The following is a 21066-nucleotide window of genomic DNA, read 5'->3' as shown; positions in this document are numbered from 1 at the left end:
CCCTATAAAAGCGGATCTTCTTGTGCCGTTGCTTGTAGTCTGGATAATAGACAGGATGTAGTCTGAACCTATCCGCTTTTTTGATGCCCATGACTGAGCAACGTGATGCTGACTCGCCTTCAGCTAATTCTCAGCAATTGAGTGAACCGACTGATGTAACAACTGGGTCAGTCGATGATTCCCCGATAAACCGCATTGCAGGTGTCTGGAACAACGCAACAACACGCTTGAGGCAACTCCTACCCATACAAGCGGCTCAGAAGGCTGCTGGGTTGTTTAGCGTCAGCGAAGATCGAATTGCAGAGATTTTAGAGAGTGTTCGAGCCGAACTACCAACCACAGAAGCCTTGTTGATTGGTAAGCCCCAAGCCGGGAAAAGTTCGATTGTGCGAGGACTGACGGGCGTTTCATCTGAGATTGTGGGTCAAGGATTTCGTCCCCACACCCAGCACACCGAACGCTATGCCTATCCTTCTGAGGATCTGCCGTTGCTCATCTTTACAGATACAGTCGGGCTAGGAGATGTCAATCAGGACACACAGGCGATTGTGCGGGAGTTGGTGGGAGATTTGCAACAGGAAACTCACCGCGCCAAAATCTTGATTCTGACCGTCAAAATCAATGATTTTGCTACCGACACCCTGCGACAAATTGCACAGAACTTGCGTCAGCAGCATCCAGATGTTCCCTGTCTGTTGGCTGTCACCTGCTTGCATGAAGTTTATCCAAACGATACCGCCGATCATCCTACTTATCCACCTGACATTGAGCAGGTAAATCGAGCCTTCGCCGCGCTCCAGCAAGCCTTTTCAGGAGTGTGCGATCGCGCAGTATTGATTGACTTCACTCTAGAAGAAGACGGCTACGATCCCGTATTTTATGGCTTAGAGGCGCTCAGAGATGCTCTAGCAGACCTACTCCCGGAAGCTGAAGCCCGTGCGATTTATCAGTTGTTAGATAAGGGAGCTAGCGAGAAAATTGGCAACCTTTACCGAGATGTCGGAAGACGCTATATGTTGGCATTTTCCATCATGGCAGCCACGGTTGAAGCTGTGCCACTACCATTCGCCACCATGCCAGTGCTGACTGCTTTGCAAGTCTCGATGGTGGGTATTTTAGGGAATTTGTACGGGCAAACCGTGACTCCTTCGCAGGCGGGGGGTATTGTCAGCGCGATCGCTAGTGGGTTTCTGGCGCGGGCAGTCGGGCGAGAGTTAATCAAATTCATACCTGGCATCGGGAGTGTAATAGCCGCTTCCTGGGCTGCTGCGTACACTTGGGCGTTAGGCGAAGGAGCCTGCGTCTATTTCGGTGACTTAATGGGGGGCAAGAAACCAGATCCTAAGAAAATTCAGTCTGTTATGCAAGAAGCATTTAAGACAGCGCAAGAACGGTTTAAGGGAATCAAAAATTGAGACAACTGCCATGCAATAGTTATGTAATTTGAGCCAAAGCTTGCTCATCCCCTAAATCTTGCAAGAATCGGTTCTTGTCAAATGTATACTCTTGACCCAGAAAATCTAGAATTTTTTCTGTATCATATTCGGCATTTTGTAAGCAAGTTGAAGCCCCTGGAGAAGGCGTGATGTTAAATACTATATTTTCTCCTAAAATTTTAGCTTCTCCCAACTCAAGGCGCTTAGTCTTAAGATTCACAATTTGAGGTCTAATTCCTCCATACCCTTTAGCCAGCTTCAAATCGCTCAATTGTAATGAAGGAACAATTTTTTTAACTTCTTTTAAAAATAACCTTCTGCCAATTAAGGGAATATCGTAAATATAATTTCTCAATATATATTTCAATATCACCTTATCTGAAAGGATATTGAAAAAGCTTAAAAAAGCATTGATACTGAGTCCGGCTGTTCTAAAATAGTCAAAAATACTAGCATAGTTACGCCCCTCTAACTGAAAAGTAACTTTGGCAGTTGGGCCAAATCTAGTCTTACTTTGATCGTGAACTTCTGAATCTCCATGAATAGCTGCAAAAGGTATTTCTTTCATCTGTACAGTATAGACTTTACCGTTTAAAACCCCTGGTGCCAGGTAAAAATTCCCTGCTACATTCAGGAGCGCATAATCTTTCCCATATCCTAAAGATTTTGCAAACAGTAAACTATAGGCTGCTGCTGTAAAAATAACCACCTTAGCAACCACTACTTCTTTATCTGTTTGAATCTGATAAAATCCTCCTTCTTTTTTGATATTTTTAACCTTTGTTTCCATCATCAAATCAATTCTTTCTTGAGCCTTATTAATTGCTCTTTCTAGAAATGATTGGGATAGCTTCTGAAAATCTATTGTGTAACCTTCTTCAGTAAACAAAGCCAAAATTTCTTCTTCAGGTGCTCTATCGTTTACTAAATTAGGCTCTATAAATTTAATTTCTTCTTTTCCAATCAATTTCAACTTAGGAAACAGCGACTTAAATTCTTTATATCTTTCTCTAAGTTCTTGAATTTGTTCTTTTCCTATACCCAAAACCATTTTGTGGTATTTGCTGTAAATTTCTTGCTGCGGATCGTTTCTCAAAATATAATTTTTAACTAAACTTGAAGCTTTGTTTACTTTTTGAGCTTTCTCCAAAGTATAGTTAGTTTCTATGTCACCAAAATGAAGTGTTTGACTATTACTTGTTTTATGAGAGTTTCCTAATGCAACTTCTGAATTCTTTTCTATTAAAACAATGCGCTTTATGTTGGTATAGTTGCTTAAGCTATATAGTAAGGCGGTTCCAGAGACTCCCCCTCCAATGATAGCTACTTCATAGATGCTGTTTTCAACTTGCATAGTTTCTCCAAAATGTAACGAAGAGTAAGAAAAGACCAAACAAAAAAGTAAAAAATTTAAAATCTAGATAAGTTAGTTTAATAGTTACATAACCTAAACTAGATAGCTTGCCTAGACATATAAAAGCAGAAATTTTGCTGAAGAAAAAACTTATTTTGTTGTAAATTATGTTACATTTTTCACTCAGGCTTTATAGCCACTATTTTTAGAATAACAGTCTCTAAGATAGGATAAGTCACTCCACAGTTATAATTGCGCTCATTCGCCAGATAGAAAACCCGCGCTAAATCGCGCCACTCGCCAAGTAGTAGAAGATTTTCAAGCTTCGGCGAGAAAGTGCCTGCTAACTTCAAATATTCTAAAGCGCACGATAGGCGAACTTGCAACTCAATTGTCAACAGTTGTTCACTATCCAGTATTGAGATAGTCCTCCTTATTTGCCTTGTTGGCTAAGCATAAGTTTAATGGGGAGCCGTCAGCGAGAGCGAAGCCTATTGACCAGTTTGCAGTGTAATAGGCACACAGGCGTAGGAGTGCAGCCAAAACCAACTTAGAAAGAGCGCGGCTCTGTTCGTTCGCTAAAAGCGATCGCTGCTGACTTTTTGACACAAGCGATCCCGCTAAATTCCTTTCGTTCACCAAAAGCGATCGCTGCTGACTTTTTGACACGAGCGATCGCGCTAAATTCCTTAAATTGTCGCCTCACTCGACTAGGGTGAGACTGAACGAGCGATCGCCCTCTACGGTGCTGTTTAGATACTCTAAATGACGCTAACTGAATAGGCGCGAATTGCCGCATCCAGTGTGGCAATTGTCAAACCATGCTCTACAGCTTGACAGATGAGTATTCTATCAAATGGATCTCGGTGTAACGGTGGTAGATTGGCAAGTTGAGCAACACTATTTTCATCTAGATGAAGACTGGCGATGAGATGGATATCGCGCTGTTTGGGTAGATAAGTTTCGGGAGAATCTGGCAGTGGTAGCTTGCCTAATTGATACTTGATAATTGCTTCCCATACTGAGACAACACTCAGATATACCTCATTGTCTGAATCGCGGATACTGTCACGCAGGTCATTTGATAATCGGCGATCTCCACTGATGAACCAAAGAAACACATGAGTATCAAGCAGTAGCTTCATGTACCCTCAAATGCGGTCAGAATGTCTTCTGGTAATGGAGTGTCAAAATCATCTGGTACAGTGAACTCTCCAGCACAAAGAGCAAAAGGTCGAAGTTGCTTAACGGTTGGTGAAATTGGTCTAATTTCAGCAACAGGCTTTCCTGCTTGCATGACAATAAGAGTCTCACCTGCTTCGACTTGGTGAAGGTAAGTTGCAATATCTCGCTGAATTTCCTCAATCGTTACCGTTAGCATAACGTCACTGTTGCACAGGTAATGGAAGCCTGCTCCCAGCTTAGCTCTTTAGGACGTGATCGCAGGCGATCGCACGCTTCGCCTACGTGCAACCAAAACCAATTTACACCAGCGATCGCTCTGTTTGTTCAGGAAAAGCGATCGCGCATTGCTTCTTAGTACAAATACTTGGACGGGAATTCATCACAAGAACAATTTAAGGGAATTAAACCTTAAGAACTATGTTCTGACCAGCTACTTTCAAATCTAACTATATTGGACAAAGGGTTAATAACAATCCAACAAAATCCAGAATGCTCAAAACTAATTCTGCTCAAAATGCAGTGCTAGCTTTATTCCTGCTCGTCTCTGCTGCCAGCATTGGTATCGCTGGCAGGTTGTACATACCAGGAGCAGTAGGACAATTCCTCTTCGTCCTGACGAGAGTTTGGATACTGGCACTACCCCTGATATGGTTTTTGTGGATCGATCGGGGGAGAGTCGTCCTGTCTGTGCCTTCGCGACGAGAATTCCTAGCTGGAACGATTTTAGGAATGCTCATGTTTGGTATTATTCTCGGTGCTTACTGGATTGTTGGGCAGCGCTGGATCGATTCGGTCGATGTTCGAGCAAAAGCACAACAGGTCGGCATTGCCACCCCCACCGTTTATCTGATCGGTGCCTTCTACTTTACTGTAATAAACTCGCTGATCGAAGAATACATCTGGCGATGGTTTGTGTATCGCAAATGCGAAGTCCTACTCCCAGGAATTGGTGCAGTATATCTCGCTGCATTATTTTTCACTCTGCATCATATTATTGCCCTGGCAGGGTACATCGGGAACGGGCTTGTTGTGGTGTTAGGTTCCCTGGGAGTTTTCATTGCTGGTGCTGTGTGGTCATGGTGCTATCTGACTTACCGTTCCCTGTGGTCGTGTTATATCAGTCATCTACTGGCAGATTTGGCGATCGCTCTGGTTGGCTGGCACCTTCTCTTTGGGTAAAGCGATCGCGCTAAATTCCTTAAATTGTCGCCTCATTCAACTAGGGTGAGACTGAACGAGCGATCGCTTTGTAGAATAACAGGTAAAAGCGGTGTGACTAGCTGCCTCAAACGTAAAAAATGGTACAAACACCCACCAAAGTTCTGACTCTGGAAGAGTTTCTGAAACTTCCAGAAACCAAACCTGCTAACGAATACATTGATGGACGGATTATCCAAAAGCCAATGCCTCAAGGAGAACACAGCGCGATTCAGACTGAGTTGGCAGCCGCAATTAACGCAATACTCAAGCCACAGCGGATTGCACGAGCTTTTTCAGAGCTTCGCTGTACTTTTGGCGGACGCTCAACTGTACCTGACATTTCTGTATTTAGATGGGAACGGATTCCACGCAAGGAAAATGGTGGGGTTGCGAATGTTTTCTCGACTGCGCCAGACTGGACAATTGAAATTCTGTCCCCTGACCAAAGCCAGACGAAAGTAACGAAAAATATTCTGCGCTGTCTGAAGTATCAGACCCAGATGGGGTGGCTAATCGATCCAGAAGAACAATCAGTGTTCGTCTATTTGCCGGATCGACCAACAGAAGTTTTCGATGAACCAGAAGCGTGTTTGCCAGTACCAGAATTTGCCAATAATTTCCGTCTTACTTTGGGAAATTTGTTTGGTTGGCTACTGGAATAAGCGATCGCGTGCAGCAGTCTAACGGCAAAGTTCAACGGCTACAGGTAAACCCCAAATCAAGCCAGCCATCGCTCTGTTCGTCGGTCTTGCTGGCGATTGCTCTTTGCTTCCTGACACAGGCGAGGACGGGATGTTAATCGAAGTCAACTCAACCTACGGTGATAGGCTGTTTGATAGCAGGGTATTTACCGTGTACCCTTTAATAAGCCTCGAATCTTCTACTATCGTAGTAAAAAGTTAGAAACGTATTGTTATCAACCAATACTCCTAATACAATGTCTAGTGTCTCTAGGAAATAAGGACTACCAGATTCTTCTTCACTGCTAGTAATAGGCTCATCTAGAACAGCAACAACAATAGCTGGTTGATTTTTGGAAGGTAATTTTCTATTCTTGAGATTTTCTTTCCATTTCACAAGTTGTCCAACTTGAAAAGATTCTTTCTTGAGAAAGTTATTGCAAGCATCTTTAAGTTGAGCAATGTATTCCTCTCCATAGCTTTCCTGTTCTCTACTACTTTCTTTTTCTTCACCAAGTGAGTCTTCACCTTGAAGAGACTGTCGTAAAGTTTCTAGTAGTTCTTTTCTAATATCTTGTTTTTCGCTCATCTACGTTATTATGTAATTCCCTACACAAAACAAACTGCTTCTGATTGAGTGTTTTTTGAACTGTTACTTATGCTCAATTTTAAGTTCAAATTATCAAGTCTAACTTTTCTATCCAATCTCACCTTATTTATCTTAGTTGATGTATATCTTTCATCGCAGTATAAGATATGTGAATTTGCTTCTTCTTTGCTATTTGATTCACCTAGCAGGCTATATATTTCAAAGCTAACTTTGTCCAAAGCCTTAGTCTGTCGTAATTTAATGTCTTCTTGATTTTCCAGGCCTTCTACTACATAAAAACATTTAGGAGGTAGTAAGTAAAAACTTGCTGGCACAACATCTAATAGCCACCAATCAAATAACTCGCGTCTGCCATAAGAACCAGGGAAAATAGCATACCCTTCTAAGCAATCATCCAAAATTTCTAGAATTGCTTCTACTGCTTGATCATAATCAATAACCCGAACCGCATTCTTAAAAACATCTAGCGCTTCATCAATTGTTTGAAAGCTTGTCAACTTTCTATCAGAAGATAAATCACGTTCTTCTGATATTTCTCTAATTAATTCATAAATCCTAAATTCAGTAATATTAATTTTGGAGTTATTTAATGTATTCCTAGTAGTAATCCGAAGCCATAAAGTTATCAAATCAATGATATATTTTGGCAGGGAATTACTTGGCTGATAGTATTCTAATGTAGGTTCTACTACTAGAGTTAAAATAAGCGTCATCCAAAGATAGCGCAGGTGATTGAGTCTTTGGTTACTGCTGCGAAGTGAATTTAGAACTTCATTTAAAGTATTTTGAAGTGGAGTTGTTCCATCTGCCTCTGGCTCATAGAGTTCTTCGTAATGTTCTAGCCTTATTTTGTTAAAGAGAAGTTTGAGATGGTTAGGTATATTATGTTGCGAAGATAATTTTAGGTTTATCGATTGGCTTGATGTTAATACCATTATAAGTTCTTCCCTGACAATTCTTTAGATAGGGATGGGGAGCCCCAGAATACTTTTACCTTTATCTTTAAATAGGGGGATAGGGGTGATCCCAGAATACTTCTAATCTTATATTTGGAAACTTCTCCTTAAACTGCCTCAGAACATCGTTACAACTTGTACAAGGGTTTCGTTCAGTGTAAAGATAGAGATCCCCTCTTACCTGGATATCGTAGAACATCTCAAGAATATCTGCAATTGCGGATAAGACTTTGTATTCAGCATCAGTATCCATAAGGTGTCCGCTATAAGGGTCGATTGTAGGCTCAAATTGCCCTCCTTCGCACTTTGGCTTGGGTTTAGGCGTTGGACTCTTACTTCTAGATGTTCCTCCTACACAAAAAATTACATCACCCTGGATATGTACCTCAGCAACTGCAATATTACCTTTAGGGAATGGTTTGTTAATATATGTTGCTCGAATTTGAGCAGCATCTTCGCGCAAACGCTCCTTGATCAGAGTTTCAGCTCCTTATAGGCTCCTGCTTACGTTCTTATGAATCAATGGAATTAGCGTCCATAATACAGTTGATCTCTCTAACAAAATGCTGGAACTCTATCTTCACTGACCCAAGGGCTAACTAGAAATTACCAAATCCTCGACAGTAGCATAGCCCTACAAAAGGAGCGATCGCGTTTATCATTATCTTCTTTATCCGCAAAGTTGTGCATAGATGATGAACTGGCGCAGATAGCGTTCCCCAATCACACTTCAGTCTCGCACCTCATTTCCCAATTCGTTCAAGTTCCTCTCGTAAAACTCGCCGTAGCGTTTCCTCTAATGGTTCGCAATGCTGTTGGATGTGCTGGCGAAGTACATCGTTGATTAATGTCTGATAGTTTCCTCCACCTGCTAGATGAACTTGCTCGCGAAACCATGCCAAAACATCATCATCTAATCGGATGGTAATACGGGTTTTCCCAGGCGGTGTTGGCTCGATTGCTCTCCGCTTCCCCTGACTAAAATTATACTCAGCTTCCATCAGTTATTCCTCCTCATAATATTGCTTTCGCTGATGGCGTGTAGCTTTGCGGGCAGAAATCAATCGAATCTCATTGTCACGCCATGTATAAACAACAACTAGGATTCGACCGAAGGCATCTATACCAACTGTGATAAATCGCTTGTTAAACCACCAACAGCGATCGCACACGCTGATTCGTCATGTTATCCCCCATTATGGGGTCTAGCATCAGAGGAATGTTAGGGACAATAACGGTATAAGAAGTCTAATCGAGGGGTGGGGTAATGATGCGATTAAAGGTGTGGCAGTGGGTAGTGTTGGCAACGCCGATTGCAACTATCGTCGGTTTCTTGCTGGTATCGGCAGGGTTGCAGATTCACCAGTGGGGTATTAATTGGATTTGGGCTGTATTTACTCTGGTATTCGTGGGTTGGCGTTGGCTGTTGGTGAAGTGGACTCGACCCGCGATCGCGCAGATAGAATCTGTAATGGCGGAAGTTAGTGCAGAACTGGAATCTGGTAGAGAAGACACAGTACGGCTAGTAGAGGGAAATGACACCGCTAGTCGAGTAGAAGCCGGGTTCCAAGAGATATTGAAAGCCGCACAAAGCGATCGCCCAATTTGGGAAGATTGGCAAACTTTTTGGCAGCGATGCCAGGATCTTGTCAGTGCGATCGCTCATGTCTACAATCCTGAAGTAAAGTATCCCCTGCTCAACATTCACGTTCCGCAAGCTTTTGGACTGATTAGGGGAACGGTGGATGATTTGGATCGGTGGATACAGCAGTTATCCCCTGCCCTCGCTCAAGTCACGATTGGGCAAGCATACGAAGCATACGGAGTTTACCGCAAGCTGGAGCCATCTGCCCGGAAACTGTGGCAAGTCTGGAATTGGGCGCAGTGGCTTTTGAACCCAGCGGTGGCGGTGGCAAAAGTAGCCAGCCAACGTTCCAGCAACCAGGCAACTCAGGAATTGCTGGGGAATTTGAGCCAGATGTTGCGGGAAGCGGCTCTCAGGAACTTATGTCGGCAAGCGATCGCTCTCTACGGCGGCACTACCCTACCAGCGTCAGAATCCTCTACTGCTGCACCGACGCTACCCAAGGCAAAGACCCAAACCCTGAGAGAAATCTTAGCTCAAGCAGAACCTGCGGAGGCGGTTGAGCAAAAACCTGTCAATATTCTACTGGCGGGGCGAACTGGGTCTGGAAAAAGTAGCTTGATTAATACACTGTTTCAGGCAGATCGAGCCGCCGTGGATGTGTTGCCCAGCACTGATAAAATTCAGAATTACCAGTGGCAGCTCGAAAACGGAGAAACGCTAACCCTTTGGGATACGCCCGGTTACGAACAAGTGAACCATGCGGATCTGCGGGAACTGGTGCTTGATTATGCCACAAACGCGGATCTGCTGTTGTTGGTAACTCCAGCCCTCGATCCGGCACTGCAAATGGATGTGGACTTTCTCAAAGATATGAAAGCAGACATTGCAGACTTGAGCGCGATCGCAATTGTCACCCAGGTAGATCGGCTGCGTCCCATCCGCGAATGGAATCCTCCCTACAACTGGGAATCAGGCGATCGCCCGAAGGAAATTTCTATCCGGGAAGCCACCAAGTATCGCGCTGAACGTCTAAATGATTTCTGCAATTTAGTTGTGCCTGTTGTGACGGGTGACATCAAAACAGGTCGAGTCGCTTGGGGCATAGAGGCGCTATCCTTGGCACTGGTGGATGCGATCGCACCTACGAAGCAACTCCGCCTTGCCCGCTTTTTGCGTAACCTAGAAGCCCGCACCGTCGCAGCTGCCAAAATCATCGACCGCTACACCTTTCAGATGACGACAACTCAGGGACTGGCTGCACTGCTCAAAAGTCCCGTTCTCCAGTTCATCGCTACGCTGACAACCGGACGACCAACCCTAGCATATCTGTTGGCTGAGCAAATTCCCGTGGAACAGTTGCCCGTCGTTCTTGGCAAACTCCAGATGGCGTATGATCTGTTTTCGTTGTTGAAGCCGGGGGAAAACCTTCTCAACTTTGACCTATTATCACTTTGGCCCTTGCTGCTGGAAAACTCTGCCTCACCCGACCGCAACGCTTGGGCATTTGGTCACGCCTTAACGGAATATTGGAGCCAGAATCTAACTGTTGAACAACTTCGGGAGCGGTTCGAGTATTATCTGAACCTATAAATGAGATCAATTTCGGATTACCGCTATATGTCGGCAACATTAAAAAAATTGAATGCTGCCGACATCGCCTTCGTGCAAATTGATAACCTTATGGTATGAGCGTCAAGCAACACCGTCTACCGCCATGAAACGATCTGCACAACAAATTACAGTCGGGCTTGGGGTAACACTGGTGCTTATCCTCGCCAATGCTGTAGTATCCTATCGCAACATTCTAAAGGTGTTTGAAAATGAGCGGTGGGTGAGTCATACCTATCAGGTTTTAAATGAACTAGAGGCGACACTTTCCACCTTAAAAGATGCCGAAACCGGACAACGCGGCTATTTAATTACGGGAGAAGAACAGTATCTGCAACCATATCAGAGTGGGATCGCCGAAATTAATACTCATATCAAATCTCTCAAGCAATTAACCGCAGATAATCCACAACAGCAGCAGCGCATCCTGCCCTTGGAGGGTGCGATCGCTCTTAAACTCAGCGATCTCGAACAAAAAATCAAATTACGGCGAGAACAAGGCTTTGAAGCTTCCCAGCAGGTTGTCCGAAACAACCGGGGTAAGCAAATTATGGATGGCATTCGTCAGCAAATCGCTGACATGAAAGATATAGAAAATCAACTTTTGGTTTCTCGGATTAAAGAATCAAAAGCGAGTCTCCAACGAACCATACTTACATTTACCCTTGCCACCTTTGTCAGCTTGGTACTGCTGGGTTTAGTGTACTATCTGATGCGACGCGATCGCGCCCTACGCCAACAGGAAGCCCAAAAGCTGCGCCAGAAGAGTGAACGCCTAGCCTTAGCACTAGACGCAGCCAAAATGGGATCGTGGGATTGGAATATAACCACTAATGAGATATTTTGGACAACCTATCACGAAATCATCTTTGGCTATGAACCAGGCAAGCCGAACCGAAGCTACAAAGAATGGGCAGACCGCGTTCATCCTGAAGACCTGCCACGAGTTGAGGCGGGCATACAAACATCACGAAAAGATCAGCAGGACTTTCAAACTGAGTATCGTGTCCTTTTGCCAGATGGCAGCATACGCTGGGTAAATTCTTTCGGGCGGTTCCAGTATGATGCCGAGTACCATCCTAACCGGATGGTCGGGATGCTCAATGATATTACGGCTCGCAAACAAGCAGAAGCCGAAATTAGACAGCTTAACGAAACTTTGGAAGAGCGGGTAATTCAGCGCACTCTGCAACTGCAAGAGGCAAACGACGAACTACAAGCCTTTGCTTATTCAGTTTCCCATGACCTCCGCGCCCCTTTACGGGCGATGCAAGGCTTTGCAGAAGCTTTGCTGGAAGACTATGGCGATGTTCTAGACAACCTCGGTGAAGAGTATGCCCAGCGCATTGTTTCTTCTGCCCAGCGGTTGGAAAATCTGATTCAAGACTTACTTACTTACAGCCGACTCAGCCGCGCTGACTTGCAACTGAAGGCGATAAATTTAACAGATGTAATGAAAGAAGCGATCGCTCAACTAGAAGGTGACTTAAAGCAACAGCAAGCTCAAGTTACAATTACTTCGCCGCTACCAGAAGTAATTGCTCATCGCCCCACTTTAGTTCAAGCGATCGCCAATCTCCTGACGAATGGAATTAAATTTGTCGATGTGGGCGTACAACCAGAAGTGCAAGTCTGGGCTGAAATGCGCGGTGACTGGGTGCGCCTCTGGGTGGTAGATAATGGTATTGGTATTGCTCCTGAACACCAGCAACGCATCTTTCGCGTTTTCGAGCGCCTGCATGGAATCGAAACTTATCCCGGTACGGGAATTGGTTTAGCGATTGTCCGTAAAGGCATTGATCGCATGGGCGGACAAGTAGGAGTAGAATCCAAACTTGGACAGGGAAGCCGCTTTTGGATTGAATTACAAAGAGGGACTGGGGATTAGGGATTGGGGATTGGCGATTGGGGATTGGGGAAGAGGAAGAGAAAGAATCTCACCGAGTACCCAGTACCCAGTACCCAGTACCTAGTACCTAGCCCCCAGCCCCCAGTACCTAGCCCCTAGTCCCCAGACCCTAGTCTCCAGACCCTAGTCCCCAATCCCTAATCCCTAGTCCCCAATCCCTAATCCCTAGTCCCCAGCCCCCAATGACCACAGCACACACCATTTTGCTAGTAGAAGATGACCCTAACGACATTCTTCTCACCCAGCGTGCCTTCCGCAAGGCGAATTTAGCCAATGCCTCAATGCAAGTCGTCAGCGACGGAGATGCTGCCGTTTTCTATCTCAGCGGTAGCGGTGAATACGCCGACCGAGAGCGTTATCCCATACCCTCGCTAGTTTTATTAGACCTGAAATTGCCCCGTCGCTCAGGTCATGAAGTTCTGGCATGGCTACGGCAGCAACCCGAACTCAAGCGTCTGCCCGCGATTATCTTAACTTCCTCTCAAGAAAATATTGATATTAATCATGCTTACGACTTAGGGGCTAATTCTTATTTGGTTAAACCTATTGGTCTTACCGCCTTAATAGAAGTGATGCAAACCCTCAAGTTGTATTGGCTGCTGTTGAACGAACAGCCAGAAATTCGACTGAGTGGAGTCGAGTAAGGAAAAAGGAAAAAGCGAAGATTCTTTTTTTGACATGATTGCCTTTTGCCTTTTTTGTCCCCAGTTTCCAGTTTCTAATGCTACATTTCCTTTTAATCGATGATGACCAGAACGATCGAGTTTTAACTGCTCGCGAGCTAAACCGAGAATTTTCAGACCTCCGCATCACAGAAGTTGCCACAGCAGAGGATTTGGCACAAGCAATGGTTGGCGATCGCATTGACCTGGTGGTTACAGACTATCAGTTACGCTGAAACAATGGTTTAACAATTCTCAATAACATTAAATCCCGCTATCCCGACTGCCCTGTAATCATGTTCACTAATACCGGGAACGAAGAGGAAATGACTACTAGGGATTTACAGGGGCAATTAACGACTCAGTAAAATGATCAATTATAAAGGATGAATAAAAAAATTTCCGCATTCAAGATTCGTTATTCCCAGCCCCCAGTCCCTAGCCCCCAGTCCCCATGCTACGCATACTACTAATTGACGACAATCCAGACGATCGCATCCTGGTTACGCGGCAGCTTCAGCAAGAGTTTCCCCAGCTTGAATTGACTTCGCCTATTGATGCCAAAAGTCTTGACAAAGTGCTACAAGTGGGCAATTTCGATTTAGCAATCGTAGACTACGAGCTGGGCTGGAGTGATGGCTTGACACTTCTAAATGCTATTAAAGCTTTGTATCCAGACTGCCCAGTAATTATGTGTACTGATAGCGGCAGCGAGGAAGTTGCGGTGGAGGGGATGAAGTCTGGGTTGAGCGATTATGTCCTAAAACGAAAACCTCTGCATCGTTTAGCGATCGCTGTGCGGGACACCTTGGAAAAGCGAAAGATGCGTCGGGAATATGCTGCCGCTGTTGAGGAATTGCAACTGAGTGAGGAGCGGCTGAGATTGGCGCTCTTTGCTGCCCAAATGGGTAGCTGGGACTGGAATATTTTAACAGGTGAGGTGATTTGGTCTGAGGATTGCGAACGGTTATTTGGTTTGGCTCCAGGCAGCTTCCAGGGAACTTATGAGGCATTTCTCGCCTGCGTTCACCCAGAAGACCGAGAAGTAGTTGATAAAGGCATAAGCAATGCTTTGGAAACTAGAACGAACTTTAACCAAGAATTTCGCGTTGTCAGGCGTGACGGTAGCGTTCGCTGGCTGGTAGGCAGAGGTCAAGTTTTATCCGACGAAAAGGGTAAAGCTAGGCGGATGATCGGGGTTGATGTGGACATAAGCGATCGCAAGCAGCGGGAGGTAGAACTGCGGCAATACGCAGAAGAATTAGAGGTGGCAAATCGCTTAAAAGATGAGTTCCTAGCGATCGTTTCTCACGAACTCCGCACCCCTTTGAACGCAATTTTAGGTTGGACGCAATTGCTACGCAGTCGCAACTTCGATGAAGCAACCAGAAAGCGCAGTCTGGAAGTTATTGAACGCAACGCCCTCCAACAGAATCAGTTAATTGAAGATATTCTGGATACTTCTCGCTTGATGCGGGGACAAATGCAACTACAGATATCACCTGTGAATCTGGTGAGAGTAATTGAAAATACTCTCAATACTATCCGGTTATCAGCCGAAGCCAAATCAATCAATTTTCGATTTTTGATTTTGGATTCTCCCTTGGGTTCAGGGGATGGGAGAGTGGGAGATTTCCCAGTCAAGAGTCAATCCCCAATTGCCATCAATCCAAAATCCGATCCGCCCCTTGTCGAAAATCCACAATTCGTGGTTATGGGCGATCTGAATCGCTTACAGCAAGTTGTCTGGAATCTATTTTCTAATGCCATCAAGTTTACACCTCCAGGCGGACAAGTAGAAGTCCACCTCTCTTTAGAACATGGGGAGATAGAAAGGCAAAAGGCGATTCCCTCAACAGAGGTTCAAAAAGAGGAAGGTAAAAGCCAAAAACAAGAATTATTATCTTCCCCAATCTCCAATCCCCAATCCCCAATCTCCTACGCCAGGATCACGGTTAGCGATACAGGTGAAGGCATTAGCGCCGACTTTCTCCCGTATGTTTTTGACCGTTTTCGCCAAGCAGATAGTAGCACTACACGTTCGCGCAATGGATTAGGTTTGGGATTAGCGATCGCTCGACAACTGGTGGAACTGCACGGCGGGACTATCTTTGCAGAAAGTAAAGGAGAAGGACAGGGAGCAACCTTTATCGTCAATCTCCCCATCATAGAGGCCAGGAAAACCAGCGAATCGGGAACAGACAATCCAAAACCCAAAATCCAAAATTCAAAATTACTTGATGGGCTGCAAGTGCTGAGTGTTGATGATGACCCTGACACATTGGATTTGCTGGTAATGATTCTGGAAGGGGAAGGTGCGAAAGTGACAGCAGTTTCCTGTGTGGATGAAGCTTTGCAAGCTTTGGAAGAATTCCAGCCTGATGTACTTGTGAGTGACATTGGAATGCCAAAGGCCAATGGTTACGATTTGATTCGCCAAATTAGGCTCAAAGAGAAGGGACAAGGTGAGAGTTTAAAAGCGATCGCGCTGACGGCTTATGGCAGGCAAGAAGACAAAATACAGGCGCTATCCGCAGGCTTCCAGATGTACCTGCCCAAACCAATTGATCCTGATATGTTGGTGAATGCGATCACCTCTCTAACTGAACGGGCTAGGGGCTAGGGGCTGGGGACTAGGGACTAGGTAAGACTTTTTCCCAATTCCCAATTCCCAATTCCCAATTCCCAATTCCCAGTTCCCAATCCCCAATTCCCAATCCCTATTCACTCGGCGCTACTGTCTTTGAGTTGCTTACCTGGCGATATTGCCAGAATTCCAGGCTGAAGATACAGGTCATTAACCACACTATGCCTGCTGCATACCCAGCTAAGACATCAGTGGGCCAGTGGACACCCAGATAAAGCCGACTCAGACCAATGCTGAAAATTAATGCAACTGTGGTGATGATAATTAAATTGCTCCACTTGCCGAAGTTTTTAATCAGCAAGTAAGCGATCGCGCCGTAGACGACCATTGAAATCATTGCATGACCACTGGGAAAGCTGTAGTAGCGGACATCAACGATCCGATCCCACAGCGCCGGGCGATCGCGGGCAAATAGGTCTTTGAGTAAATAATTTAAGCCAACGGCACCCAAAGAGGCGATTCCGAGGGTTGTCGCTTGTGACCGATTACCTCGCACTAACAACCAAGCCGCGAAGCCGAGACAGATGATTAGCAGCAACTCCGGTTCGCCGAAAAAGGTGATACCTGTCATTACTCGATCTAGTAGCGGCGTATGCAGACGCTGGAGAGCCAGTAAAATTGCCGTGTCAATAAATTGGCTTTCTTTGTCTAAAACTTCGTCAGCGATCTGGGCAAATCCCCACAGCGCTAGGGCTGCAAGCAATAGCCCTGCTGCTCGAATTGTAAATATCAAACCAAACAGCCGAGAACTCATCCACTGCGGCAAAGCTGAGAAGATATGCTTGATGATGTCCTTCACGATTTTTTAACGTTCCAGTCTTTTATAGACTAGCCCAGGCTTGGGCAACAATGTCACTAAGCCAGCTTCTTTGCGCCGGATCTAGCAGACCATCTTCTGCTAGCACTTGGGCAGTTAACTCGTCTAAAGACTGCCCTTCTTGGCGGGCAATATTAATCACGCCTGCGATCGCGGCTGCGACTAACTCTTCATCAACAGGCTTTTGACGTAAATCGACAATTTCTTGGGGACTAGCTGGGATGGGATAATTCATGGCGTAGGGACGGGAAATTATGGATTAGGGACTGGGGAGGAGGTGGCAAAAAACAAAAAAATTCTTTTTTTTGTCTTTTGCCTTCCTAGAAACTGGCTCCTTTACCATGCGCTCAGGGCTTTCGTCAAGAGCGGTTTCCCGCCCGTACAACAGTTGCACCCTTTACATTAAGAAAATGAGCTTTGTGTAAACTTTTTTAATCAATTCTAAGCAATTCGTATCCGGAAGTTTAGCGCACTTTGACACCTGTTTACTCTGTCTTCCTCAGTAAGAGGTTCCCTAATGGAGATCACCAATATGAGAGAAATTTGTTACTTAGAAGTTCCTACCCCGGATACAGCCGCCGTCCGTGTCTGGTTACAGCAGGAATTTGAGCATCTGTCTTTGGGTAAGAGAATTATCACATCCGACGGTATTAAGCTGCAATTTAGGGGTGGTGGCAACACTAACAACACCGATACAAGCGAAACGGCGAAGATTCCGCAAACGGAACTCTCGATATTTGTTTGGTCAGTACAGCGCACGACTTACCTGAAGGTCTTTCGTTGGGGCGATCGCGTCCCCAGTGAAAAACAAATACTGCAACAACTCAACTCAGGTCTGAGACGCAAGTTTCCCCACCAGTACCCAGAACCACCAAAGATTGATTTGTCGCAACAATCTATCTTCGAGGCTTTGGCTCCCTATTACCCAGAAACAGTCAGATTCTTTCAGAAAATGCCCAATGGCGAGTCTGACCTTAACCGCGTCTACTGGTGGGAGCAGCGTTGGCGAGAAAGTGTCCGCAATCCGCAGCAACCCCGTCAGGTAGTGTTTTCAGATTCAGGGGAGACTGGGAGAATCCCCAATCCCCAATCCCCAATCCCCAATCCCCAATCCCCAATCCCCAATCCCCAATCCCCAATCCCCAATCCCCAATCCCCAATCCCCAGCTACGACTTAATTTATGTCGGTGGTGCTTTGGGTGTCATCCACGCGGCTGTTATGGCTAAACTCGGTCATCGGGTGCTGCTGCTGGAAAGGCTGCCTTTCGGACGGATGAACCGGGAATGGAATATTTCTCGCGATGAGTTCCAAAGTTTAATTAATTTGGGTTTGTTTACCCCTGCGGAGTTTGAAAGCATTATCGCAGCAGAGTATGTAGACGGGTTTAACAAATTTTTCGATGGTAACAATCCGCCTAAGCTGAAAGCACAGATTTTGCATACGCCAACGGTGCTGAATGTGGGTTTGGATTCGGAGAAACTGCTGCGACTGTGCGGGGAAAAGCTGTTGGCTTCTGGGGGCGAAATCTGGGATGAGACGGAGTTTATCCGGGCTGATGTTGGGAAAAAGGAAGTTGTAGTTTCGGCGAAACATCTACCTAGCCAATCGCCGCGACAAGCGGCTGGACGGTTGCTGGTGGATGCGATGGGTACTGCGTCACCGATTGCGTGGCAGCTGAATGGCGATCGCGCTTTTGATAGTGTCTGTCCTACGGTGGGGGCTGTCATTGCCAGCGGTTTTGAGCCTGGGGTTTGGGATTCCCAGTATGGCGATGTGTTGAACAGTCACGGGGATATCTCGCGGGGAAGACAGCTGATTTGGGAGCTATTCCCGGCGGAAGGTGAGGAAATTACTATTTATCTGTTCCATTACCATCAGGTGCATCCCGATAATCCCGGCTCTTTGTTAGAGATGTATGAAGACTTCTTTACAATTTTGCCGGAGTATCGTCGGTGCGATATGGAGAAGTTGGTTTGGAAAAAGCCGACGTTTGGGTATATTCCGGGCCATTTTAGTGTGGGAGGTAGCGATCGCACTGTCGCCTATGACCGACTGATTGGCATTGGCGATGCGGCTTCTCTGCAATCTCCTCTCGTATTTACTGGTTTTGGCTCTTTAGTCCGCAATTTGGGACGTTTGACGGCGCTTTTGGATACTGCGCTAAAGCATGATTTGTTGAAGGCGCGTCAATTAAACCAGATTCGCGCTTATCAAAGCAACGTCTCAGTCACCTGGCTCTTTTCCAAAGGGATGATGGTTCCCACGGGGCGTTACTTGCCACCCCAACGGATTAACTCGATGCTGAATACCTTTTTTGGACTTTTGGCAACGGAACCACCAGAGGTGGCAGATACTTTTATTAAAGACCGAGTGGATTGGCTGACCTTTAATCGCCTAGCGCTAATAGCTGCTTGGCAAAACCCCTCTTTGCTGCCCTGGATTTGGGAACTTGGGGGGCCAAAGGATATCCTGCGTTGGCTGGGCAGTTACTTCAGCTTTACTCTGAATGCTGTATATCTCTGGTTGCTGGGGGGTTGGTTCCCCGGCTTCATCCAGCGCCTACAACCTTGGCTGGAAGACCGATATCCGGCTCTGTGGCTGTGGTTGCTGACCCAGAGTTATGCTTTGAGTGCTGAACAGGGCCGTCGTCTCAAAAGCCAAGAGCGATCGCCCTGGAGAGGCGAGAGGCTGTTAATTAAGAATTAACCCAATATGCAACTTTTTCTTAAGCTGCTCTTGGAAAGGGGGGTTGGGGGAATGAAAACGTTAAGACAACTTTTTCTTAAGCCCCCCTTTTTGAAGGGGGGTTGGGGGGATCAAAACGTTAAGACAACAGGCGTTAGATACCTCCGCGCCCCTTTCCAAGGGAGGAACTGAATCTGTAAAGAAAGCACATCAAGTTAATTTCTACTTTCTTTTCGGAAACGTTGGCAATTCTATTGCTGCCAACGTTTTTCTACCTTTAGGGGGGCGCTGGGGATAAACAATTGGTGAAGGCCAGTTGGGTTGGGAGAGAATAGCATCAGAACGCTGGGCTGGCGAAGAGGCGGCAAATTCTTCTTCCCTTGGGGTGGCTTCCTCCTGTGTGGCGTTCACATCAGCATCATCTTCTGAAGTATCTTCGAGAAATGATGAAAAAGGAAATCTGTAATCTGACGCTGGGGTGTCGATGGTTTCCGGTTCATCATTCTCATCTGGTACTGAAGTCACAGCCAGCAGCAAGTCTTCGATTTCCTCCTCAATCGCTGAAATTTCTTGAGGAGAAGCTGTTTCTGGGTCAGAGATGGAATAGATATAGTCAACTTCAGTTGGTAGTGGATAATCATCCAGTACAGAGGCAAAATCTTGTTCTACAACTCTTAATTCTTCTTCGGAGTTAGACATCTCCTCTTCTATAGGTTCCCAGTCTGCGGAGACAAACGATGTTGTGTCTGTAATTGGCGAGTAAGAAGATAATGTGGGGTTACTCTGTTCCTCATCAACTTGGTGGTCGAGGAAATGCGATCGCACTGACCAAGGTTGGATCGGCTGGGCTTTGGGAACCAGTGATGAGGGATCGGGAGCGTTTTTGGGTTGGCGCTGTGCCCAGTTGGCACCTGGTAGATTTGGTTCGGGGTCAGCGGCTTTCGAGGCGGGCATTTCCAGACACTTTTCTAACGCCGCTTTGAATTGCAAGGTTTGGCGCTGCTGGCGGTGCAGGCGGGCGCTTAACTCGCGGGCATGATTTTCACTTTGAAACAGTTGGTGAGATTGCTCGTTGTAGCGTTGTTGAGTAAAGGCGCATTCTCTCTCTAGCTGGGCTATTCGTTCCTGAGAGTTTTCTAGCTGCTGTGTCAGCGTTTCTATCAATATTTGCTGACGTTGGGCGGCTTGATGAGATGATTCTAGTTCCCGAAACAGGCGAGTTACTTGCTCTTGGGAAGCCTTGAGTTGTTCGGAAGCTTGGGCGAGTAAGGTTTCTTGAGATTGCGATCGCACTTTTTGCGCCTGCAATGCCTCCTGACACTCAGCATAAGCTTTTTCTAGATGATTCACTCGCACGAGCAAATCCCGATTTCGCTGACGCAGTTCCGCCGCCAGCAAAAATAAATTAGGCGTATCTATCGGCGGCTGGGACTTCATACTCGGTGCTGTGGTATCCTCCTCCGAGGTTGGGGGAGTATGCACCAAGCTAACAACTTTTTGCACGCGAGGTTCCTCCTGTGCAGGAAATTCGGAAGGTTCGAGGTCTACGGATGAAGGCGGAATCGGAGAATCTGTTTCGGCGTTCATCCCTGAACCTTCATCATTTCTTTGTTCATCCTCCATCCTTACGGCTTCATCCTTGAATAATTCCGACGGGGGCTGGTACTTGTTAGCTTCTTCTTGCGGGGTGTCAGCTTCACTCATTGCTCTAATTTTAAGAGAGGGTCA

Annotated in this window: 22 protein-coding genes and 1 pseudogene; 10 read left to right on the top strand and 13 right to left on the bottom strand. The window is 45.9% G+C overall.

Going from position 1 to position 21066, the window contains the following annotated elements; all coding sequences use genetic code 11:
- Window positions 1–89: 89 nt before the first annotated feature.
- Window positions 90–1415, top strand: a complete 1326-nt coding sequence (locus H6F63_RS23350; RefSeq protein WP_190639778.1) for a GTPase — start codon at window positions 90–92, stop codon at window positions 1413–1415.
- Window positions 1416–1434: 19 nt separating this feature from the next.
- Here the strand turns inward: H6F63_RS23350 and H6F63_RS23345 are convergent, their stop codons facing one another.
- The 4 genes from H6F63_RS23345 to H6F63_RS23330 all read right to left on the bottom strand — a co-directional run bounded on the left by H6F63_RS23345 (window position 1435) and on the right by H6F63_RS23330 (window position 4171).
- Window positions 1435–2790, bottom strand: coding sequence for an FAD-dependent oxidoreductase (locus tag H6F63_RS23345; RefSeq protein WP_190639777.1), 1356 nt, complete (start codon window positions 2788–2790; stop codon window positions 1435–1437).
- 550 nt (window positions 2791–3340) lie between these two features.
- Window positions 3341–3496, bottom strand: a complete 156-nt coding sequence (locus H6F63_RS23340; RefSeq protein WP_190639776.1) for a hypothetical protein — start codon at window positions 3494–3496, stop codon at window positions 3341–3343.
- A 55-nt stretch (window positions 3497–3551) separates the two neighbouring features.
- Complete coding sequence (locus H6F63_RS23335; protein WP_190639775.1) at window positions 3552–3935, bottom strand: type II toxin-antitoxin system VapC family toxin; 384 nt, start codon at window positions 3933–3935, stop codon at window positions 3552–3554.
- Window positions 3932–4171, bottom strand: coding sequence for a type II toxin-antitoxin system prevent-host-death family antitoxin (locus tag H6F63_RS23330; RefSeq protein WP_190639774.1), 240 nt, complete (start codon window positions 4169–4171; stop codon window positions 3932–3934). Before H6F63_RS23330 ends, H6F63_RS23335 begins: the two co-directional genes overlap by 4 nt.
- Before the next feature lie 21 nt (window positions 4172–4192).
- On the opposite strand from H6F63_RS23330, the gene H6F63_RS23325 reads away from it, so the two are divergent.
- The 3 genes from H6F63_RS23325 (at window position 4193) to H6F63_RS23315 (ending at window position 5837) form a co-directional block, all read left to right on the top strand.
- Complete coding sequence (locus H6F63_RS23325; protein WP_190639773.1) at window positions 4193–4330, top strand: hypothetical protein; 138 nt, start codon at window positions 4193–4195, stop codon at window positions 4328–4330.
- A gap of 134 nt (window positions 4331–4464) precedes the next feature.
- Window positions 4465–5154 carry a type II CAAX endopeptidase family protein gene (locus H6F63_RS23320; RefSeq protein WP_190639772.1) on the top strand — a complete coding sequence of 230 codons (690 nt, stop codon included), beginning with the start codon at window positions 4465–4467 and terminating at the stop codon, window positions 5152–5154.
- A 119-nt stretch (window positions 5155–5273) separates the two neighbouring features.
- Window positions 5274–5837: a Uma2 family endonuclease gene (locus tag H6F63_RS23315; protein WP_190639771.1), complete on the top strand. Its 564-nt coding sequence runs from the start codon at window positions 5274–5276 to the stop codon at window positions 5835–5837.
- Between the two features lie 18 nt (window positions 5838–5855).
- Here H6F63_RS23315 and H6F63_RS30680 read toward each other — a convergent pair whose 3' ends face one another.
- The 6 genes and pseudogenes from H6F63_RS30680 to H6F63_RS23290 all read right to left on the bottom strand — a co-directional run.
- Window positions 5856–5984: a hypothetical protein gene (locus H6F63_RS30680; RefSeq protein ID WP_277876480.1), complete on the bottom strand. Its 129-nt coding sequence runs from the start codon at window positions 5982–5984 to the stop codon at window positions 5856–5858.
- A 52-nt stretch (window positions 5985–6036) separates the two neighbouring features.
- Entirely contained in the window at window positions 6037–6444 is a 408-nt protein-coding gene (locus H6F63_RS23310; protein ID WP_190639770.1) for a hypothetical protein, read from the bottom strand.
- 20 nt (window positions 6445–6464) lie between these two features.
- Window positions 6465–7400 (bottom strand): hypothetical protein, encoded by a 936-nt coding sequence (locus H6F63_RS23305; protein ID WP_190639769.1) that lies wholly within the window; start codon window positions 7398–7400, stop codon window positions 6465–6467.
- Between the two features lie 67 nt (window positions 7401–7467).
- Window positions 7468–7884: a deaminase domain-containing protein gene (locus tag H6F63_RS23300; RefSeq protein WP_199298231.1), complete on the bottom strand. Its 417-nt coding sequence runs from the start codon at window positions 7882–7884 to the stop codon at window positions 7468–7470.
- Between the two features lie 280 nt (window positions 7885–8164).
- Window positions 8165–8422, bottom strand: coding sequence for a BrnA antitoxin family protein (locus H6F63_RS23295; RefSeq protein ID WP_190639768.1), 258 nt, complete (start codon window positions 8420–8422; stop codon window positions 8165–8167).
- A gap of 3 nt (window positions 8423–8425) precedes the next feature.
- Window positions 8426–8566, bottom strand: a pseudogene (locus tag H6F63_RS23290) (BrnT family toxin); the annotation flags it as partial.
- Window positions 8567–8688: 122 nt separating this feature from the next.
- Between H6F63_RS23290 and H6F63_RS23285 the strand changes: the two are divergent.
- From H6F63_RS23285 to H6F63_RS23265, 5 genes are all read left to right on the top strand, one after another.
- Window positions 8689–10599, top strand: a complete 1911-nt coding sequence (locus H6F63_RS23285; RefSeq protein WP_190639767.1) for a GTPase family protein — start codon at window positions 8689–8691, stop codon at window positions 10597–10599.
- Window positions 10600–10723: 124 nt separating this feature from the next.
- Entirely contained in the window at window positions 10724–12505 is a 1782-nt protein-coding gene (locus H6F63_RS23280) for a sensor histidine kinase (RefSeq protein ID WP_190639766.1), read from the top strand.
- Between the two features lie 203 nt (window positions 12506–12708).
- Window positions 12709–13170 carry a response regulator gene (locus H6F63_RS23275; RefSeq protein WP_190639765.1) on the top strand — a complete coding sequence of 154 codons (462 nt, stop codon included), beginning with the start codon at window positions 12709–12711 and terminating at the stop codon, window positions 13168–13170.
- 77 nt (window positions 13171–13247) lie between these two features.
- Window positions 13248–13424 carry a hypothetical protein gene (locus H6F63_RS23270; protein WP_190639764.1) on the top strand — a complete coding sequence of 59 codons (177 nt, stop codon included), beginning with the start codon at window positions 13248–13250 and terminating at the stop codon, window positions 13422–13424.
- A gap of 218 nt (window positions 13425–13642) precedes the next feature.
- Window positions 13643–15811 carry a response regulator gene (locus tag H6F63_RS23265; protein ID WP_190639763.1) on the top strand — a complete coding sequence of 723 codons (2169 nt, stop codon included), beginning with the start codon at window positions 13643–13645 and terminating at the stop codon, window positions 15809–15811.
- 97 nt (window positions 15812–15908) lie between these two features.
- Here H6F63_RS23265 and H6F63_RS23260 read toward each other — a convergent pair whose 3' ends face one another.
- Both H6F63_RS23260 and H6F63_RS23255 read right to left on the bottom strand, forming a co-directional pair.
- The gene (locus tag H6F63_RS23260) at window positions 15909–16589 is read right to left on the bottom strand and encodes a phosphatase PAP2 family protein (protein WP_190639920.1); all 681 of its coding nucleotides are present in this window, start codon (window positions 16587–16589) and stop codon (window positions 15909–15911) included.
- 67 nt (window positions 16590–16656) lie between these two features.
- Window positions 16657–16887, bottom strand: a complete 231-nt coding sequence (locus H6F63_RS23255; protein WP_190419923.1) for a hypothetical protein — start codon at window positions 16885–16887, stop codon at window positions 16657–16659.
- Window positions 16888–17184: 297 nt separating this feature from the next.
- On the opposite strand from H6F63_RS23255, the gene H6F63_RS23250 reads away from it, so the two are divergent.
- On the top strand, window positions 17185–19359 hold the full coding sequence (locus H6F63_RS23250; protein WP_190639919.1) for a flavin-dependent dehydrogenase: 2175 nt from the start codon (window positions 17185–17187) through the stop codon (window positions 19357–19359).
- 201 nt (window positions 19360–19560) lie between these two features.
- Here H6F63_RS23250 and H6F63_RS23245 read toward each other — a convergent pair whose 3' ends face one another.
- Window positions 19561–21042: a hypothetical protein gene (locus H6F63_RS23245; RefSeq protein WP_190639762.1), complete on the bottom strand. Its 1482-nt coding sequence runs from the start codon at window positions 21040–21042 to the stop codon at window positions 19561–19563.
- Window positions 21043–21066 lie beyond the last annotated feature (24 nt).

Origin of the sequence: Trichocoleus sp. FACHB-40 (genome assembly GCF_014695915.1) — a bacterium.
In the GTDB taxonomy this organism is placed as follows: domain Bacteria; phylum Cyanobacteriota; class Cyanobacteriia; order Cyanobacteriales; family FACHB-T130; genus Funiculus; species Funiculus sociatus.
Note: the sequence above shows the minus strand (reverse complement) of the source record. Positions and strands in the feature narration are given on the sequence as shown.

Excerpts from the sequence above, each read along its gene's own strand:
- H6F63_RS23350 (WP_190639778.1), top strand. The coding sequence starts at position 90 with ATGACTGAGCAACGTGATGCTGACTCGCCTTCAGCTAATTCTCAGCAA.
- H6F63_RS23345 (WP_190639777.1), bottom strand. The coding sequence starts at position 2,790 with ATGCAAGTTGAAAACAGCATCTATGAAGTAGCTATCATTGGAGGGGGA.
- H6F63_RS23335 (WP_190639775.1), bottom strand. The coding sequence starts at position 3,935 with ATGAAGCTACTGCTTGATACTCATGTGTTTCTTTGGTTCATCAGTGGA.
- H6F63_RS23330 (WP_190639774.1), bottom strand. The coding sequence starts at position 4,171 with ATGCTAACGGTAACGATTGAGGAAATTCAGCGAGATATTGCAACTTAC.
- H6F63_RS23325 (WP_190639773.1), top strand. The coding sequence starts at position 4,193 with ATGGAAGCCTGCTCCCAGCTTAGCTCTTTAGGACGTGATCGCAGGCGA.
- H6F63_RS23320 (WP_190639772.1), top strand. The coding sequence starts at position 4,465 with ATGCTCAAAACTAATTCTGCTCAAAATGCAGTGCTAGCTTTATTCCTG.
- H6F63_RS23315 (WP_190639771.1), top strand. The coding sequence starts at position 5,274 with ATGGTACAAACACCCACCAAAGTTCTGACTCTGGAAGAGTTTCTGAAA.
- H6F63_RS23310 (WP_190639770.1), bottom strand. The coding sequence starts at position 6,444 with ATGAGCGAAAAACAAGATATTAGAAAAGAACTACTAGAAACTTTACGA.
- H6F63_RS23305 (WP_190639769.1), bottom strand. The coding sequence starts at position 7,400 with ATGGTATTAACATCAAGCCAATCGATAAACCTAAAATTATCTTCGCAA.
- H6F63_RS23295 (WP_190639768.1), bottom strand. The coding sequence starts at position 8,422 with ATGGAAGCTGAGTATAATTTTAGTCAGGGGAAGCGGAGAGCAATCGAG.
- H6F63_RS23285 (WP_190639767.1), top strand. The coding sequence starts at position 8,689 with ATGATGCGATTAAAGGTGTGGCAGTGGGTAGTGTTGGCAACGCCGATT.
- H6F63_RS23280 (WP_190639766.1), top strand. The coding sequence starts at position 10,724 with ATGAAACGATCTGCACAACAAATTACAGTCGGGCTTGGGGTAACACTG.
- H6F63_RS23275 (WP_190639765.1), top strand. The coding sequence starts at position 12,709 with ATGACCACAGCACACACCATTTTGCTAGTAGAAGATGACCCTAACGAC.
- H6F63_RS23270 (WP_190639764.1), top strand. The coding sequence starts at position 13,248 with ATGCTACATTTCCTTTTAATCGATGATGACCAGAACGATCGAGTTTTA.
- H6F63_RS23265 (WP_190639763.1), top strand. The coding sequence starts at position 13,643 with ATGCTACGCATACTACTAATTGACGACAATCCAGACGATCGCATCCTG.
- H6F63_RS23260 (WP_190639920.1), bottom strand. The coding sequence starts at position 16,589 with ATGAGTTCTCGGCTGTTTGGTTTGATATTTACAATTCGAGCAGCAGGG.
- H6F63_RS23255 (WP_190419923.1), bottom strand. The coding sequence starts at position 16,887 with ATGAATTATCCCATCCCAGCTAGTCCCCAAGAAATTGTCGATTTACGT.
- H6F63_RS23250 (WP_190639919.1), top strand. The coding sequence starts at position 17,185 with ATGAGAGAAATTTGTTACTTAGAAGTTCCTACCCCGGATACAGCCGCC.
- H6F63_RS23245 (WP_190639762.1), bottom strand. The coding sequence starts at position 21,042 with ATGAGTGAAGCTGACACCCCGCAAGAAGAAGCTAACAAGTACCAGCCC.